Below are 15,823 nucleotides of genomic sequence, written 5' to 3'. Positions count from 1 at the left end.
GATGGTAATACCACGCTCACGCTCTTCTGGAGCGTTATCGATAGATGCGAAGTCTTTAGCTTCACCACCGTATACTTTTGACAGTACGGTAGAGATAGCTGCGGTCAGGGTAGTTTTACCATGGTCAACGTGACCAATGGTACCCACGTTTACGTGCGGTTTGCTACGTTCAAATTTCTCTTTAGCCACGATATGTTCCTTTCTTTTCGAGAGAGGCCGGCTCGGGGGAACCGACCAATATCAAACAAATTAACAGTTATACCAGCGTCGTGCTGAAAATCTAGCTTCTCGCGTCGATAACTGCTTTAGCAATGTTTTGTGGTGCTTCAGCGTACTTCAAAAACTCCATGGAGTATGAGGCACGACCCTGAGTTGCGGAGCGCAAATCAGTCGCATAACCAAACATTTCAGCCAAAGGCACTACAGTTCGAATAATCTTGATGCCGGCCACGCCGTCATCCATACCTTCGATAAGACCACGACGACGGTTCAGATCACCTACTACGTCACCCATGTAATCTTCTGGTGTAGTGACTTCTACTTTCATGCAAGGTTCGAGCAACACAGGGCTGGCTTGTAGCGCACCCTTCTTGAAGCCCATAGAACCTGCAACCTTGAACGCCATCTCGTTTGAGTCCACATCGTGATATGAACCGTCAAACAGAGTGACCTTCACGTCCAGAACAGGGAAGCCAGCGAGAACACCGTTCTTCATCTGCTCCTGGATACCTTTGTCAACGGCAGGGATGTATTCGCGAGGAACCACACCACCTACGATTTCGTTGACGAATTCATAACCGGCGCCTTCTTCATTTGGCTCCAGTTTCAGCCATACGTGACCAAACTGACCACGACCACCGGACTGACGTACGAACTTACCTTCCACTTCCACGGCGGAGCGGATGGTTTCACGGTAGGCAACCTGAGGCTTACCTACGTTGCACTCTACGCTGAACTCGCGACGCATACGGTCTACGATGATGTCCAGGTGCAGTTCGCCCATACCGGAGATCAGGGTCTGGCCCGATTCTTCGTCAGTCTCTACACGGAAGGATGGATCTTCAGCAGCCAGCTTTTGCAGTGCGATACCCATCTTTTCCTGGTCGGCTTTAGAACGTGGTTCCACGGCGATAGTAATTACCGGCTCAGGGAACTCCATACGCTCCAGAATAACCTTGTTGTCTGTATCACACAGGGTGTCACCTGTGGTCACATCTTTCAGACCAATGGCAGCGGCGATATCACCGGCACGAACTTCTTTCAGCTCTTTACGGTCGTTGGCATGCATCTGTACGATACGGCCAATACGCTCACGCTTGCCTTTAACCGAGTTGTACACTGCTGCACCGGATTCCAGCACGCCGGAATAAACACGGATAAAGGTCAGTGTACCCACGAATGGGTCGGTCGCAATCTTGAACGCCAGCGCAGAGAAAGGTGCGTTGTCGTCGGACTCACGCTCAACTTCATTCTCTTTCTCGTCGATACCTTTAATCGCAGGTACATCAACAGGCGCAGGCAGGAATTCAACAACAGCATCCAGTACTGCCTGAACACCCTTGTTCTTAAACGCACTACCACAAGTGGCCAGTACGATTTCGTTGTTAATGGTACGCTGGCGCAGTGCCTTCTTGATTTCCTCTTCGGACAGATCACCCTCTTCCAGGTATTTCTCCATCAACTCTTCAGAGGCTTCAGCGGCTGCTTCTACCAGGTACTCACGCATCTCAGCTGCTTTATCAGCCAAGTCTGCAGGAATTTCTTCGTAAGAGAAGGTCATGCCCTGGTCCGCTTCGTTCCAGTTAATTGCCTTCATCTTGATCAGGTCGATAACGCCTTTAAATGCGTCTTCTGCACCTATGTTCAACTGAATAGGTACACAGGTGGCACCCAGACGGTTGCGGATCTGATCAACCACGCGGTCGAAATCAGCGCCGGCACGGTCCATCTTGTTGACGAACACCATGCGAGGAACACCGTACTTGTCGGCTTGACGCCATACGGTTTCAGACTGTGGTTCTACGCCAGAGGAGCCACAAAATACCACTACTGCACCGTCCAATACGCGCAGAGAACGTTCTACTTCAATAGTGAAGTCTACGTGTCCTGGAGTATCGATGATGTTGATGCGGTGTTCAGTGAACTGCGCATCCATGCCTCGCCAGAAAGTGGTTACGGCAGCGGAAGTAATTGTGATACCACGTTCCTGCTCTTGCACCATCCAGTCGGTTGTTGCTGCACCATCGTGCACTTCACCGATTTTATGAGACAGACCAGTGTAAAACAGAACGCGTTCAGTTGTGGTGGTTTTACCAGCGTCAACATGAGCACAGATACCGATATTACGGTAGCGCTCAATTGGAGTTGTGCGAGCCACGATTCTACCCTCTTACCCGGGATGTATCGCCCGGAAACAACATAGAGGCGTGGGCCGAAGCCCACGCCAATTTTATTACCAGCGGTAATGAGCAAACGCTTTGTTTGCTTCGGCCATGCGGTGAACGTCTTCACGCTTCTTCACTGCAGTGCCTTTGTTTTCGGATGCATCCAGCAGTTCACCTGCCAGGCGCAGAGCCATAGATTTTTCACCACGCTTGCGAGCAGCTTCAACCAACCAACGCATCGCCAGAGCGTTACGACGAACTGGACGAACTTCACATGGTACCTGGTAAGTAGAACCACCAACGCGGCGAGATTTCACCTCAACTGATGGGCGTACGTTGTCCAGGGCTGCTTCCAACAGAACCAGATGGTCTTCGCTTTTCTTTTCAGCGATTACATCCAGAGCTTTGTAGATAATTTTTTCAGCAGTAGACTTTTTGCCGTCCTGCATAATGACGTTGATGAACTTAGCCAGCAACTCACTGTTGAACTTTGGATCAGGTAGGATTTTACGTTGTCCTACTACGCGACGTCTTGGCATAACAATTCTCCGTATGCTTCAGGTATTTCCAAAACTGGAATTACAAATTTTTAGCTTGGCCTTACTTAACGGGAAACCATTAAGACTTAGGACGCTTAGCACCGTACTTAGAACGGCCTTGGCGACGAGTAGTCACGCCAGCACAGTCCAGAGCACCACGAACGGTGTGATAACGCACACCTGGCAAGTCTTTAACACGACCGCCACGGATCAGGATAACACTGTGCTCTTGCAGGTTGTGGCCTTCACCGCCGATGTATGAAGTAACTTCAAAACCGTTGGTCAAACGCACACGAGCTACTTTACGCAGTGCAGAGTTTGGTTTCTTAGGAGTGGTAGTGTACACACGAGTACAAACACCACGCTTCTGTGGGCACGCTTCCAGTGCAGGAACGTTAGTCTTTTCGACTTTGGCTGCACGTGGCTTACGTACCAACTGGTTAACAGTTGCCATGTAATAGCTCCAAATTAGTTGAATCTAGCTCAACAAATGGGTGTGAAAAATCTAATCCCACTATGGTGGGACGCGGAATTTTAGAAAGGTAATGCATGACTGTCAAGAAATAGCCAACTTTTGCCTCTCTATACAATAAAAAAGGCGCCTTTGGCGCCTTTTTATAACTAACTTGGCAGTTAGTCCTGAGTGCTGGTCATGTTCAGCAGGTCAGCCAGGTTCTGCTCAGCTTCGCTGGCGCTGATGGTCTGAACTTCTTCAGACTCGACAGTGCCGCGCTTCTGATTGCGCTGGTTATGGTAAGCATAACCGGTACCGGCTGGGATCAGACGACCCACAATCACGTTCTCTTTCAGACCGCGCAGGTTGTCACTCTTACCACCAACTGCAGCTTCAGTCAGTACGCGAGTGGTTTCCTGGAACGAGGCAGCAGAGATGAAGGACTCAGTCGCCAGAGACGCTTTGGTAATACCCAGCAGTTCGCGTTCGAACTTGGCAGGCATCTTACCCTGAGCTTCCAGCTCACGGTTAGCAATCTTCACGCGAGCCACTTCAGCCTGTTCGCCTTCCAGGAACTCGGAATCACCGGCTTCAGTGATGATGCACTTACGCAGCATCTGACGGATGATAACTTCAATGTGCTTGTCGTTAATCTTCACGCCCTGCAGACGGTAAACGTCCTGTACTTCGTTCACGATGTAGTTGGCTACATGGTGGATACCACGCAGACGCAGAATGTCGTGAGCGGCTTCTGGACCGTCGGCAATAACTTCGCCACGCTCAACCTTTTCACCTTCGAACACGTTCAGGTTACGCCACTTAGGAATCATCTCTTCGTAAGCGTTGCCGCCTTCCGCAGGAGTGATTACCAGACGACGCTTACCTTTGGTTTCTTTACCGAAGGAGATGGTACCGCTGATTTCGGCCAGAATTGCAGGCTCTTTTGGCTTACGCGCTTCAAAGAGGTCAGCAACTCGTGGCAGACCACCGGTAATATCGCGGGTCTTGGACGATTCCTGAGGAATACGAGCCAGTGCGTCACCCACTCGGATAGTCGCGTTGTCAGCCAGGTTCACAATCGAGTTACCAGGCAGGAAGTACTGCGCAGGAACGTCTGTGCCAGGGATCATCAGATCGTTACCGTTTTCGTCTACCAGACGAATCATCGGACGCATCTCTTTACCGGCAGAAGTACGCTGACCCACATCCAGAACCACGATAGAAGACAGACCTGTCAACTCGTCGGTTTGGGTGGTCATGGTCACGCCGTCGATCATGTCCTGGAACTTCACATAACCCGCCACCTCAGTGATGATTGGGTGAGTGTGTGGATCCCAGTTCGCGATGATCTGACCAGACTTAACCGCTTCGTCTTCCAGAGTGCTCAGAACAGTACCGTAAGGCACCTTGTAGCGCTCTTTCTCACGGCCCATTTCGTCGATAATCGCCAGTTCAGAAGAACGGGATACGATGACCAGCTTGCCGTCAGAGTTGGTTACATGCTTAGCGTTATGCAGCTTCAGCGTACCGTCGGTCTTCACCTGAACATTGTTCTCGGCAGACGCTCGGGATGCCGCACCACCGATGTGGAACGTACGCATCGTCAGCTGGGTACCTGGTTCACCAATCGACTGAGCAGCGACTACACCGATAGCCTCACCCATGTTGATGATGTGACCACGGGCCAGGTCACGGCCGTAACACTTGGCACACACACCGAAGTCGGTTTCACAGGTAATAACTGAGCGCACCTGCACTTCGTCAACACTGTGTTCTTCCAACTTGTCACACCATGCTTCGTCAAGCAGAGTGTTACGTGGAGCCAGCACTTCTTCAGTACCTGGGTAGAATACGTCTTCTGCAACCACACGACCCAGTACACGCTCACGCAGCGGCTCAACAACGTCACCACCTTCAATCAGCGGCTTCATGGTCAGACCTTCGGTCGCGCCACAATCGTCTTCAACGATAACCAGATCCTGGGCAACGTCTACCAGACGACGAGTCAGGTAACCGGAGTTAGCTGTCTTCAGTGCGGTATCCGCCAGACCCTTACGAGCACCGTGGGTAGAGATAAAGTACTGAAGTACGTTCAGACCTTCACGGAAGTTCGCCACAATTGGCGTCTCGATGATGGAGCCGTCGGGCTTGGCCATCAGACCACGCATACCCGCCAACTGACGGATCTGAGCAGCACTACCACGAGCGCCTGAGTCGGCCATCATAAAGATGCTGTTGAAGGACTTCTGCTTCTCTTCCACACCGTCACGGTTGATAACGGCTTCGGTAGACAGGTTTTCCATCATGGCCTTGGACACTTTTTCGTTGGTCCGGGCCCAGATATCGATCACCTTGTTATAGCGCTCACCAGCAGTTACCAGACCAGACTGGAACTGTTCCTGGATCTCCAGTACTTCCTCTTCCGCTTCTTTCACCAGGCTGTACTTCAGCTCTGGGATTTCCATATCGTTGATACCTACAGAGGCACCTGAAATGGTCGCGTATTGGAAACCGGTATACATCAGTTGGTCAGCAAAGATAACAGTATCTTTCAGACCCAGCTGACGGTAACAGGTGTTCAGCAGCTTGGAGATCTGCTTCTTGCCCATATCCTGGTTCACCAGGTCGAAAGACAGACCGGCTGGCAGGATGTTGGACAGCAGAGCACGGCCTACTGTGGTGTCTACGATACGGCGTACTTTAGTGCGCTCGCCGTTGTCGTCGATCTTGGTCTCAGTGATGCGTACTTTCACACGAGCGTGCAGCTCGGCAGCACCTGTGCGGTAAGCCTTTTCAGCTTCAGCCACAGATTCGAACGCCATCGCCTCACCTTTACCGTTGATGCACTCACGGCTCAGGTAGTACAGACCCAAAACAACGTCCTGAGAAGGAACGATAATTGGCTCACCGTTCGCTGGAGACAGGATGTTGTTGGTAGACATCATCAACGCACGGGCTTCCAGCTGGGCTTCCAGAGTCAGCGGTACGTGAACAGCCATCTGGTCACCGTCGAAGTCAGCGTTGTACGCCGCACACACCAATGGGTGCAGTTGAATCGCTTTACCTTCGATCAGTACTGGTTCAAACGCCTGGATACCCAGACGGTGCAGTGTTGGTGCACGGTTCAGCAGTACCGGATGTTCGCGGATCACTTCGTCCAGAACGTCCCATACTTCCGCCACTTCACGCTCTACCATCTTCTTGGCAGCTTTAATGGTGGTAGCCAGGCCACGACCTTCCAGCTTGCCATAAATGAATGGCTTGAACAGTTCCAGTGCCATCTTCTTAGGCAGACCACACTGATGCAGACGCAGAGTAGGACCTACGGTAATTACCGAACGGCCAGAGTAGTCTACGCGCTTACCCAGCAGGTTCTGACGGAAACGACCCTGCTTACCTTTGATCATGTCGGCCAGAGACTTCAGCGGACGCTTGTTGGAGCCAGTGATGGCGCGGCCACGACGACCATTATCCAACAGCGCATCTACAGATTCCTGCAGCATACGCTTTTCGTTACGTACGATGATGTCAGGCGCAGCCAGATCCAGCAGACGCTTCAGACGGTTGTTACGGTTGATCACACGGCGATACAGATCGTTCAGATCTGAAGTCGCGAAGCGGCCGCCGTCCAGTGGTACCAGAGGACGCAGGTCCGGTGGCAGTACTGGCAGCACTTTCAGGATCATCCACTCTGGCTTGTTGCCGGAGTTGTAGAAAGCTTCCATCAGCTTCAGGCGCTTGGTTACTTTCTTGCGACGGGTTTCAGAGTTGATAGATGGCAACTCTTCACGCATCTGTTCGATTTCTTTTTCCAGATCGATAGCTTTCAGCAGTTCCATAACCGCTTCAGCACCCATCTTGGCTTCGAACTCGTCACCGTACTCTTCCAGTGCATCCAGGTAGTTCTCTTCGGTCAGCATCTGACCGCGCTCCAGGCTGGTCATGCCTGGCTCGATAACTACGAAAGATTCGAAGTACAGTACACGCTCGATATCACGCAGCGTCATATCCAGCATCAAACCGATACGGGACGGCAGTGACTTGAGGAACCAGATGTGAGCCACAGGGCTCGCCAGTTCAATGTGACCCATACGCTCACGACGTACTTTAGTCTGGGTAACTTCTACACCACACTTCTCACAGATCACACCACGGTGCTTAAGACGCTTGTACTTACCGCACAGACACTCATAGTCTTTTACAGGACCAAAGATACGCGCACAGAACAAACCTTCACGCTCAGGCTTGAAAGTACGGTAGTTAATGGTCTCAGGCTTCTTAACTTCACCAAATGACCAAGAGCGGATCAGATCAGGCGATGCCAGACCAATTTTGATGCCGTTAAACTCTTCGGTCTTACTTTGCTGTTTCAGAAACTTTAATAAGTCTTTCACGTTTCTCTCCTGAAGGAGTTAAACCGGGTGCCCCGCTCGCGCGGAGCACCGATTCTGTTACCAACGAGGCCTTGGCCCGTATTACTCTTCGTCCAGCTCGATATTGATACCGAGTGAGCGGATTTCTTTCAGCAATACGTTGAAGGACTCTGGCATGCCAGGCTGCATCTGATGGTTGCCGTCCACGATGTTCTTATACATCTGGGTACGACCGTTCACATCGTCCGACTTCACTGTGAGCATTTCCTGCAGGGTATAAGCTGCGCCATACGCCTCCAGTGCCCACACTTCCATCTCACCGAAACGCTGACCACCGAACTGAGCTTTACCGCCCAGAGGCTGCTGGGTAACCAAGCTGTACGAACCGGTAGAACGGGCGTGCATCTTGTCATCCACCAGGTGGTTCAGTTTGAGCATGTACATGTAACCTACAGTTACTGCACGCTCAAATTCGTTACCGGTACGACCATCAAACAGCTTCAGCTGGCCAGAAGTTGGCAAGCCAGCAAGTTCAAGCATCTGCTTGATCTCTTTCTCTTTGGCACCGTCAAACGCAGGAGTTGCAACCGGCAGACCTTCTTTCAGGTGCTTGGCCAGACGCAGTACTTCTTCGTCGGTGAAAGAGTCGATATCGACTTTCTGCTGAGATTCACCCAGCTCATATGCCTGCTTGATGTAACCACGCAGTTCAGCCAGTTCACGCTGCTCTTCCAGCATGCTCTGGATGCGGTTACCGATACCCTTGGCTGCAGCACCCAGGTGAACTTCCAGTACCTGACCGATGTTCATACGGGATGGTACACCCAGTGGGTTCAGTACGATGTCTACAGGGTTACCCTGCTCATCGTATGGCATATCTTCGATAGGACAGATCTTGGAGATAACACCCTTGTTACCGTGACGACCCGCCATCTTGTCACCAGGCTGGATAGTACGCTTAACCGCCAGGTAAACCTTAACGATCTTCAGTACGCCTGGAGCCAGATCATCACCCTGGGTGATCTTACGACGCTTGATTTCAAACTTCTTGTCGAAGTCAGCTTTCAGCTCTTCGTGCTGTTCAGCCAACTGTTCAAGTTCAGTCTGCTTGGTTTCATCGTCGATAGCCTGAGTCAGGTAATCCTTACGAGAGATTTCTGCCAGCTGTGCTTCGCTGTAACCGGCGTTCACCAGCAGGTTACGGGCACGGCCAAAGATACCCTCTTCCAGGATCTTGAACTCTTCGGTCAGGTCCTTACGAGCCTGAGCGATATGCATCTCTTCGATTTCCAGCGCGCGCTTGTCTTTCTCAACGCCGTCACGGGTAAATACCTGAACGTCGATTACGGTACCCTTCACAGAGTTAGGTACACGCAGAGAGCTGTCTTTAACGTCAGACGCTTTCTCACCGAAGATGGCACGAAGCAGTTTCTCTTCTGGAGTCAGCTGAGTTTCGCCCTTAGGAGTTACCTTACCAACCAGGATGTCGCCACCCTTCACTTCTGCACCGATGTAAACGATACCTGACTCGTCCAGCTTGGACAGAGCAGACTCACCTACGTTAGGGATGTCAGCAGTGATCTCTTCAGAACCCAGCTTGGTATCACGAGCGATACAAGACAGTTCCTGAATGTGGATGGTGGTGAAACGGTCTTCCTGCGCTACGCGCTCGGAGATCAAAATCGAGTCTTCGAAGTTGTAACCGTTCCAGGTCATAAATGCGATACGCATGTTCTGACCCAGCGCCAGGTCACCCAGGTCAGTGGATGGACCGTCAGCCAGTACGTCGCCACGAACAATAGGATCACCTACTGAGCAGCATGGACGCTGGTTAATACAGGTGTTCTGGTTAGAGCGTGTGTACTTGGTCAGGTTGTAGATGTCGATACCGGCTTCGCCTGGTGTCAGCTCATCTTCGTTAACCTTAACCACGATACGGCTGGCATCAACATAGTCGATTACACCGCCACGCTTGGCAGCAACAACTACGCCGGAGTCAACAGCCAGTGCACGTTCAATACCGGTACCAACCAGAGGCTTATCAGCTTTCAGAGTCGGTACAGCCTGACGTTGCATGTTCGCACCCATCAATGCACGGTTAGCATCGTCGTGTTCCAGGAACGGAATCAAAGATGCTGCAACAGAAATAATCTGCTGTGGCGATACGTCCATATACTGAATGTCGGCAGCGCGCATAAAGGTGGATTCACCTTTGTGACGACAAGCAACCTGCTCATCCAGAATACGACCTTCGCTGTCCAGTGCGATGTTAGCCTGTGCTACAACGTAGCGGCCTTCTTCGATGGCAGACAGGTATTCAACCTCTTCAGTAACCTGACCGTCGACCACTTTACGGTATGGTGTTTCCAGGAAACCGTAAGAGTTAGTGCGGGCGAAGGTTGCCAGAGAGTTAATCAGACCAATGTTTGGACCTTCAGGGGTCTCAATTGGACACAGACGACCGTAGTGAGTTGGGTGTACGTCTCGAACTTCGAAGCCGGCACGCTCACGGGTCAGACCGCCTGGACCCAGTGCCGAAATACGACGCTTGTGGGTTACTTCAGACAGTGGGTTGTTCTGGTCCATAAACTGAGACAGCTGAGAAGAGCCAAAGAACTCTTTTACTGCCGCAGAAATTGGCTTGGCGTTGATCAGATCCTGAGGCATCAGCTCGTTCAGGTCGCCCAGAGACAGACGCTCACGAACTGCACGCTCAACACGTACCAGACCTACACGGAACTGGTTCTCAGCCATCTCACCAACTGAACGAATACGACGGTTACCCAGGTGGTCGATATCGTCCACTTCGTCGTTACCGTTACGGATTTCGATGATCTTGCGCATTACTGCAACAATGTCATCCTGGCTCAGTACACCGGTACCTTCTTCATCCGGGATTTCCAGACGGCGGTTGAACTTCATACGACCTACTTTAGACAGGTCATAACGCTCATCGCTGAAGAACAGGTTTTGGAACAGCGCTTCGGCAGCATCTTTGGTTGGCGGCTCACCAGGACGCATCATGCGGTAGATTTCAACCAGAGCTTCCAGACGGTTAGTCGTGGTATCAATACGCAGAGTGTCGGAGATATAAGCACCGTGATCCAGCTCGTTGATGTACAGAGTGGATACTTCTTTGATGCCGGCCAGAGACAGCTGGGCCAGGGTTTCCAGGCTCAGTTCGCTGTTGGCGCTAACCAGTACTTCACCGGTATCAGGATCGATATAATCCTGTGCAGATACTTTACCAATGATGTACTCAACTGGAACTTCCAGCTCAGTAGTATTGGTTTTTTCCAGCTGACGAATATGACGGGCAGTAATGCGACGGCCTTTTTCGACCAGCAGAGTGCCTTCACTGTCTTTGATGTCAAAGCTGGCAGTTTCACCACGCAGACGCTCAGGCACCAATTCCATAACCAGCGAGTCTTTCTTAACTTTGAAAGTAATGCGGTCGAAAAAGGTGTCCAGGATCTCCTGAGTAGAGAAATCCATCGCGCGCAGGATGATAGTGGCCGGCAGTTTACGACGACGGTCGATACGAACGAACAGAGCGTCCTTTGGATCGAACTCGAAGTCCAGCCATGAACCACGGTAAGGAATAATACGTGCGTTATACAGCACTTTACCTGAAGAGTGAGTCTTACCACGGTCGTGGTCGAAGAACACACCAGGGCTACGGTGCAACTGAGACACAATTACACGCTCGGTACCATTGATCACAAAAGTACCGTTTTCAGTCATCAGAGGGATATCCCCCATGTAGACTTCTTGCTCTTTAATGTCTTTAACTGTACCAGGTGCAGCTTCACGGTCGTACAGCACCATGCGCAGCTTAACGCGCAGTGGAGCGGAGTAAGTTACACCGCGGATCTGACACTCTTTCACATCAAAGACAGGCTCGCCCAGCTTGTAGCTGACATACTGCAGCTCAGAGTTGCCGGAAAAGCTCTTGATGGGAAACACGCTACGGAAAGCAGCTTCTAAGCCACGCTCACCGGTAGGGTCTTGATCGATGAAAGTTTTGAAAGAGTCTAACTGAATAGACAACAGGTAAGGAATGTCCAGAACGCGAGGACGCTTACCGAAGTCTTTACGAATACGCTTCTTTTCAGAATAGGAGTAAACCATGGGTTTCCTCTGCTTGCGAGATAAGACCAGAACTGATGCAACCGGAGTAGTTGTACCAGCACGTTTGCCCATCACCGTTGATGGCAAGAACCTAACCATTAATCACTGCTAGGGACTGCTAAAACACTTGGCGACAAACGGTGAAAAAATCGCCAACGCCTACAGCGCAAAAAAGGCCGACGGTCAAAAAACCGCCAGCCTCCACCTGATTGCTCAGGTGTTTTTGCAAGCTAAATAATAGCTTACTTGATCTCTACCTGAGCGCCAGCTTCTTCCAGATCTTTCTTCAGAGCTTCAGCTTCTTCTTTAGAGATACCTTCTTTAACAGCTACTGGAGCAGATTCAGCCATAGCTTTGGCTTCTTTCAGGCCCAGGCCGGTAGCGCCACGCAGAGCTTTAATAACAGCTACTTTGTTGTCGCCGTGACCAGTCATAACTACGTCGAACTCGGTCTTTTCTTCAGCAGCAGCGCCTGCATCAGCACCGCCAGCTACTACTGCAGCAGCAGCAGAAACACCGAACTTCTCTTCCATAGCTTCGATCAGTTCAACAACTTCCATTACAGACATAGCTGCAAAGGCTTCTAAGATTTGGTCTTTAGTGATAGACATAAGAAATATTTCCTATTGTTCTGAATTCAATTATTTCAAGCAGCCAGCTTATAATTAAGCGGCTTCTTTTTGATCGCGCAGAGCGGCCAGAGTACGAACGAACTTGCCAGCAGATGCCTCTTTCAGAGTCATCATCAGCTGTGCCAGTGCTTCTTCGTAAGTTGGCAGTTTCGCCAAACGATCGATCTGTGCTGCAGGGATAAATTCCCCTTCGAAAGCTGCACCTTTAACTTCGAATTTGTCTTGCTCTTTAGCAAAGTCTTTCAACAGACGTGCTGCGGCACCTGGGTGCTCGTTAGAGAAAGCAATCAAAGTTGGGCCAGTGAACACCTCGCCAAGGCACTCAAAAGAGGTACCTTCAACTGCACGACGAGCCAGAGTGTTACGTACAACTTTTACGTATACACCGTTAGCACGGGCAGTTTTGCGCAGGGCGGTCATAGCGCCTACAGTAACACCGCGAGAATCGGCAACTACTGCAGACAGTGCACCTTTGGCAGCTTCGTTGACTTCAGCAACAATCGCTTTCTTGTCTTCGAGTCTTAATGCCATTGGCTATACTCCTGGATTCTACCCGGGATAATTCCCGGAAATTACCTACCAAGCACTTATGTGCTCAGTGACGTACGGCGCAGATTTCCAGTAGAAAAAATCATAACTGGGGCCTGACACCGTCTACGCAGGAAATTAAGTGAATCTAATGATTTACACCTGCGGTCTTGGACGGAAGTCTGTTATGCCCTTGAGCAAAAAACAGACTTCAACCCGACAAAGTGCGCGCATTATACGCTAAGGCGCGCACCTTGTAAATTAGTTAGCAGTTTCCAGAGTGTTCTGGTCAACAGCTACACCTGCACCCATAGTGGTGGAGATGGTTACTTTCTTGACGTACTGGCCCTTGGCAGCAGCTGGCTTGGCTTTTTTCAGCGCAGACAGCAGAGCTTCCAGGTTTTCTTTCAGTTGAGCTGGTTCGAAATCAACCTTACCGATAGTGGTGTGGATGATACCGTTCTTGTCGTTACGGTAACGAACCTGACCAGCTTTAGCGTTCTTAACTGCTTCAGCAACGTTAGGAGTTACAGTACCGGTCTTAGGGTTAGGCATCAGACCACGTGGGCCCAGGATTTGACCCAGCATACCAACAACGCGCATTGCATCAGGAGAAGCAATAACTACGTCGAAGTTCATTTCGCCAGCTTTAACCTGCTCAGCCAGATCTTCCATACCTACCAGTTCAGCGCCTGCTTCTTTAGCAGCTTCTGCGTTTGCACCCTGGGTGAACACAGCAACACGAACTTCGCGGCCAGTACCGTGAGGCAGTACAGTTGCACCACGTACGTTCTGGTCAGATTTACGAGGATCTACGCCCAGGTTAACTGCAACGTCAACACTCTCAACGAACTTAGCGGTAGCCAGTTCTTTCAGCAGAGCAACAGCTTCGTTGATTTCGTAGCTCTTGGTCACGTCTACTTTTTCGCGGATTACGCGCATGCGTTTAGTCAGCTTAGCCATTGTATTAGTCCTCTACTACCAAACCCATGGAACGTGCAGTACCTTCGATTGAGCGAGCCATCGCATCAATGTCAGAACCAGTCATGTCAGCTGCTTTGGTTTCTGCAATTTCCAGAACCTGAGCACGCTTGATAGTACCCACTTTGTCAGTGTTAGGACGGCTAGAGCCGGACTTCAGACCAGCGGCCTTCAGCAGCAGGAATGATGCTGGAGGAGTCTTGGTTTCGAAAGTGAAAGAACGATCGTTGTAAACAGTGATTACAACTGGAATCGGCATGCCTTTCTCGAACTTTTCAGTACGAGCGTTGAACGCCTTACAGAATTCCATGATGTTCACACCTTTCTGACCCAGAGCTGGACCTACTGGTGGAGACGGGTTAGCAGCACCAGCTGCAACCTGCAGCTTGATGTAAGCTTCAATTTTCTTTGCCATGAGCAATTTCCTCAAGTATGGGTACAAACGCTACCGACGGAATGTCAGTGGCTCCCCGAAAACAACGGCTGCGGATTATATATTAACCCACAGCCGATTCCAAACAGATCTTGTGCTTTTTTTAATCAGCTTTTTTCAACCTGACCAAAGTCCAGTTCTACCGGGGTAGAGCGGCCGAAGATCATGACAGAAACCTTGACGCGGCTCTTTTCATAATCCACTTCTTCAACGGTACCGTTAAAGTCAGCAAATGGACCTTCAGTAACGCGAACCACTTCACCTGGTTCGAACATTACGCGGTGAGTCGGAGACTCTGTGGTTTCCTGCAGACGCTGCAGGATAGCTTCAGCTTCGCGATCAGAGATAGGTGCTGGACGGTCAGAAGTACCGCCGATGAAACCCATCACGCGAGGGATGCTTTTAACCAGGTGCCAGCTTTCATCGTTCATTTCCATCTGAACCAGAACATAGCCAGGGAAGAACTTGCGCTCGCTCTTGCGACGCTGGCCGGCACGCATTTCAACTACTTCTTCAGTTGGAACCAGTACTTCACCGAAGTAATGTTCCATTTCATGCATTTTGATATGTTCAAGCAGAGACTTGCATACGCGGCCTTCATAGCCGGAGAAAGCCTGTACTACATACCATCTCTTTTTAGCTTCTTTCGCTTCAGTCATTCGGGTGCCTATACGCCAGTAATGAAGTTGACAATTCGCAGCAGCACTGCGTCCAAGCCCCACAGGATCACAGCCAGAATACCGGTAGCAGCCAGCACGATAAAGGTGGTGTTCAGCGCTTCCTGACGAGTCGGCCAAACCACTTTACGTACTTCAATTTGCGACTCACGGGCAAATGCCAGTGCCTGCTTGCCTTTGGCTGTCTGCAGCGCGATAAAGCCCGCCAGAGCAAACGCAACCACTACAGCAATTGCACGCACCAGCACGCTAACTTCTTCGCTGTACATCTGGTTGCCAATAACAGCAGCGGCCAGCAAAATGAAAGCCAGACCCCACTTCACCATATCCAGAGAGTTACCCTGGTTTTCAGTATTCGTTGTCATCGGTTAATTCCGTTACTCATTACGACCTGAGCTTGAGTCACCAAGTATACTCGAAGCCTTTAATACAGCCCAAACAGGCAAATTCGTTTTCCGAATTCACCCTTGATGCACAAACTGCAAAAGCTCAGGGGTCAAAAATCGGCCATAGATTGTATTCTTAATCAGCTTACTAAGCAAGGTGGCCGCGCCAGCACACAGGGCAAAATCAAATATTTCCTGCGCCGGTTTGAAATTGATGCCGAGGGGGATCGTACAAAAACAAAAAAGGGAAGCCGAAGCTTCCCTTTTCAGGTTTGTCATTAAGACACGAAATTATTCGTGGATCT

The 15,823-nt window shown here is 50.6% G+C and carries 12 protein-coding genes; all 12 read right to left on the bottom strand.

Going from position 1 to position 15,823, the window contains the following annotated elements; genetic code table 11:
- Positions 1-189, bottom strand: a 189-nt coding sequence (locus tag ACFOE0_RS02995) for a GTP-binding protein (RefSeq protein WP_380711367.1), incomplete at its 3' end; no start/stop codon positions are given.
- 91 nt (positions 190-280) lie between these two features.
- The gene (gene fusA, locus ACFOE0_RS02990) at positions 281-2,377 is read right to left on the bottom strand and encodes an elongation factor G (RefSeq protein ID WP_248937898.1); all 2,097 of its coding nucleotides are present in this window, start codon (positions 2,375-2,377) and stop codon (positions 281-283) included.
- 75 nt (positions 2,378-2,452) lie between these two features.
- Positions 2,453-2,923 (bottom strand): 30S ribosomal protein S7, encoded by a 471-nt coding sequence (gene rpsG, locus ACFOE0_RS02985; RefSeq protein WP_115139185.1) that lies wholly within the window; start codon positions 2,921-2,923, stop codon positions 2,453-2,455.
- A 79-nt stretch (positions 2,924-3,002) separates the two neighbouring features.
- On the bottom strand, positions 3,003-3,377 hold the full coding sequence (gene rpsL, locus ACFOE0_RS02980; protein ID WP_115139184.1) for a 30S ribosomal protein S12: 375 nt from the start codon (positions 3,375-3,377) through the stop codon (positions 3,003-3,005).
- Positions 3,378-3,556: 179 nt separating this feature from the next.
- Positions 3,557-7,771, bottom strand: a complete 4,215-nt coding sequence (gene rpoC, locus ACFOE0_RS02975; RefSeq protein WP_248937900.1) for a DNA-directed RNA polymerase subunit beta' — start codon at positions 7,769-7,771, stop codon at positions 3,557-3,559.
- Positions 7,772-7,852: 81 nt separating this feature from the next.
- Positions 7,853-11,881: a DNA-directed RNA polymerase subunit beta gene (rpoB, locus tag ACFOE0_RS02970; RefSeq protein ID WP_248937901.1), complete on the bottom strand. Its 4,029-nt coding sequence runs from the start codon at positions 11,879-11,881 to the stop codon at positions 7,853-7,855.
- 242 nt (positions 11,882-12,123) lie between these two features.
- Entirely contained in the window at positions 12,124-12,492 is a 369-nt protein-coding gene (gene rplL / locus ACFOE0_RS02965; protein WP_248937902.1) for a 50S ribosomal protein L7/L12, read from the bottom strand.
- 54 nt (positions 12,493-12,546) lie between these two features.
- Positions 12,547-13,044 carry a 50S ribosomal protein L10 gene (gene rplJ, locus ACFOE0_RS02960; RefSeq protein ID WP_115139180.1) on the bottom strand — a complete coding sequence of 166 codons (498 nt, stop codon included), beginning with the start codon at positions 13,042-13,044 and terminating at the stop codon, positions 12,547-12,549.
- A gap of 258 nt (positions 13,045-13,302) precedes the next feature.
- Positions 13,303-14,004: a 50S ribosomal protein L1 gene (gene rplA / locus ACFOE0_RS02955; RefSeq protein WP_248937903.1), complete on the bottom strand. Its 702-nt coding sequence runs from the start codon at positions 14,002-14,004 to the stop codon at positions 13,303-13,305.
- A 4-nt stretch (positions 14,005-14,008) separates the two neighbouring features.
- A complete protein-coding gene (rplK, locus tag ACFOE0_RS02950; RefSeq protein ID WP_248937904.1) occupies positions 14,009-14,437 on the bottom strand; it encodes a 50S ribosomal protein L11 in 429 nt (142 codons plus the stop codon).
- 125 nt (positions 14,438-14,562) lie between these two features.
- Positions 14,563-15,114, bottom strand: coding sequence for a transcription termination/antitermination protein NusG (gene nusG / locus ACFOE0_RS02945; protein WP_115139177.1), 552 nt, complete (start codon positions 15,112-15,114; stop codon positions 14,563-14,565).
- An 8-nt stretch (positions 15,115-15,122) separates the two neighbouring features.
- On the bottom strand, positions 15,123-15,497 hold the full coding sequence (gene secE, locus ACFOE0_RS02940) for a preprotein translocase subunit SecE (protein WP_115139176.1): 375 nt from the start codon (positions 15,495-15,497) through the stop codon (positions 15,123-15,125).
- Between the last annotated feature and the right edge of the window lie 326 nt (positions 15,498-15,823).

Source organism: Shewanella submarina (assembly GCF_042646185.1).
Taxonomy (GTDB): Bacteria; Pseudomonadota; Gammaproteobacteria; order Enterobacterales; family Shewanellaceae; genus Shewanella; species Shewanella corallii.
Note: the sequence above shows the minus strand (reverse complement) of the source record. Positions and strands in the feature narration are given on the sequence as shown.

What these genes read in the sequence shown, in the direction of transcription:
- rpsG (WP_115139185.1), bottom strand. Translation starts at nt 2,923, where the DNA reads ATGCCAAGACGTCGCGTAGTAGGACAACGTAAAATCCTACCTGATCCA.
- rpsL (WP_115139184.1), bottom strand. Translation starts at nt 3,377, where the DNA reads ATGGCAACTGTTAACCAGTTGGTACGTAAGCCACGTGCAGCCAAAGTC.
- rpoB (WP_248937901.1), bottom strand. Translation starts at nt 11,881, where the DNA reads ATGGTTTACTCCTATTCTGAAAAGAAGCGTATTCGTAAAGACTTCGGT.
- rplL (WP_248937902.1), bottom strand. Translation starts at nt 12,492, where the DNA reads ATGTCTATCACTAAAGACCAAATCTTAGAAGCCTTTGCAGCTATGTCT.
- rplJ (WP_115139180.1), bottom strand. Translation starts at nt 13,044, where the DNA reads ATGGCATTAAGACTCGAAGACAAGAAAGCGATTGTTGCTGAAGTCAAC.
- rplA (WP_248937903.1), bottom strand. Translation starts at nt 14,004, where the DNA reads ATGGCTAAGCTGACTAAACGCATGCGCGTAATCCGCGAAAAAGTAGAC.
- rplK (WP_248937904.1), bottom strand. Translation starts at nt 14,437, where the DNA reads ATGGCAAAGAAAATTGAAGCTTACATCAAGCTGCAGGTTGCAGCTGGT.
- nusG (WP_115139177.1), bottom strand. Translation starts at nt 15,114, where the DNA reads ATGACTGAAGCGAAAGAAGCTAAAAAGAGATGGTATGTAGTACAGGCT.
- secE (WP_115139176.1), bottom strand. Translation starts at nt 15,497, where the DNA reads ATGACAACGAATACTGAAAACCAGGGTAACTCTCTGGATATGGTGAAG.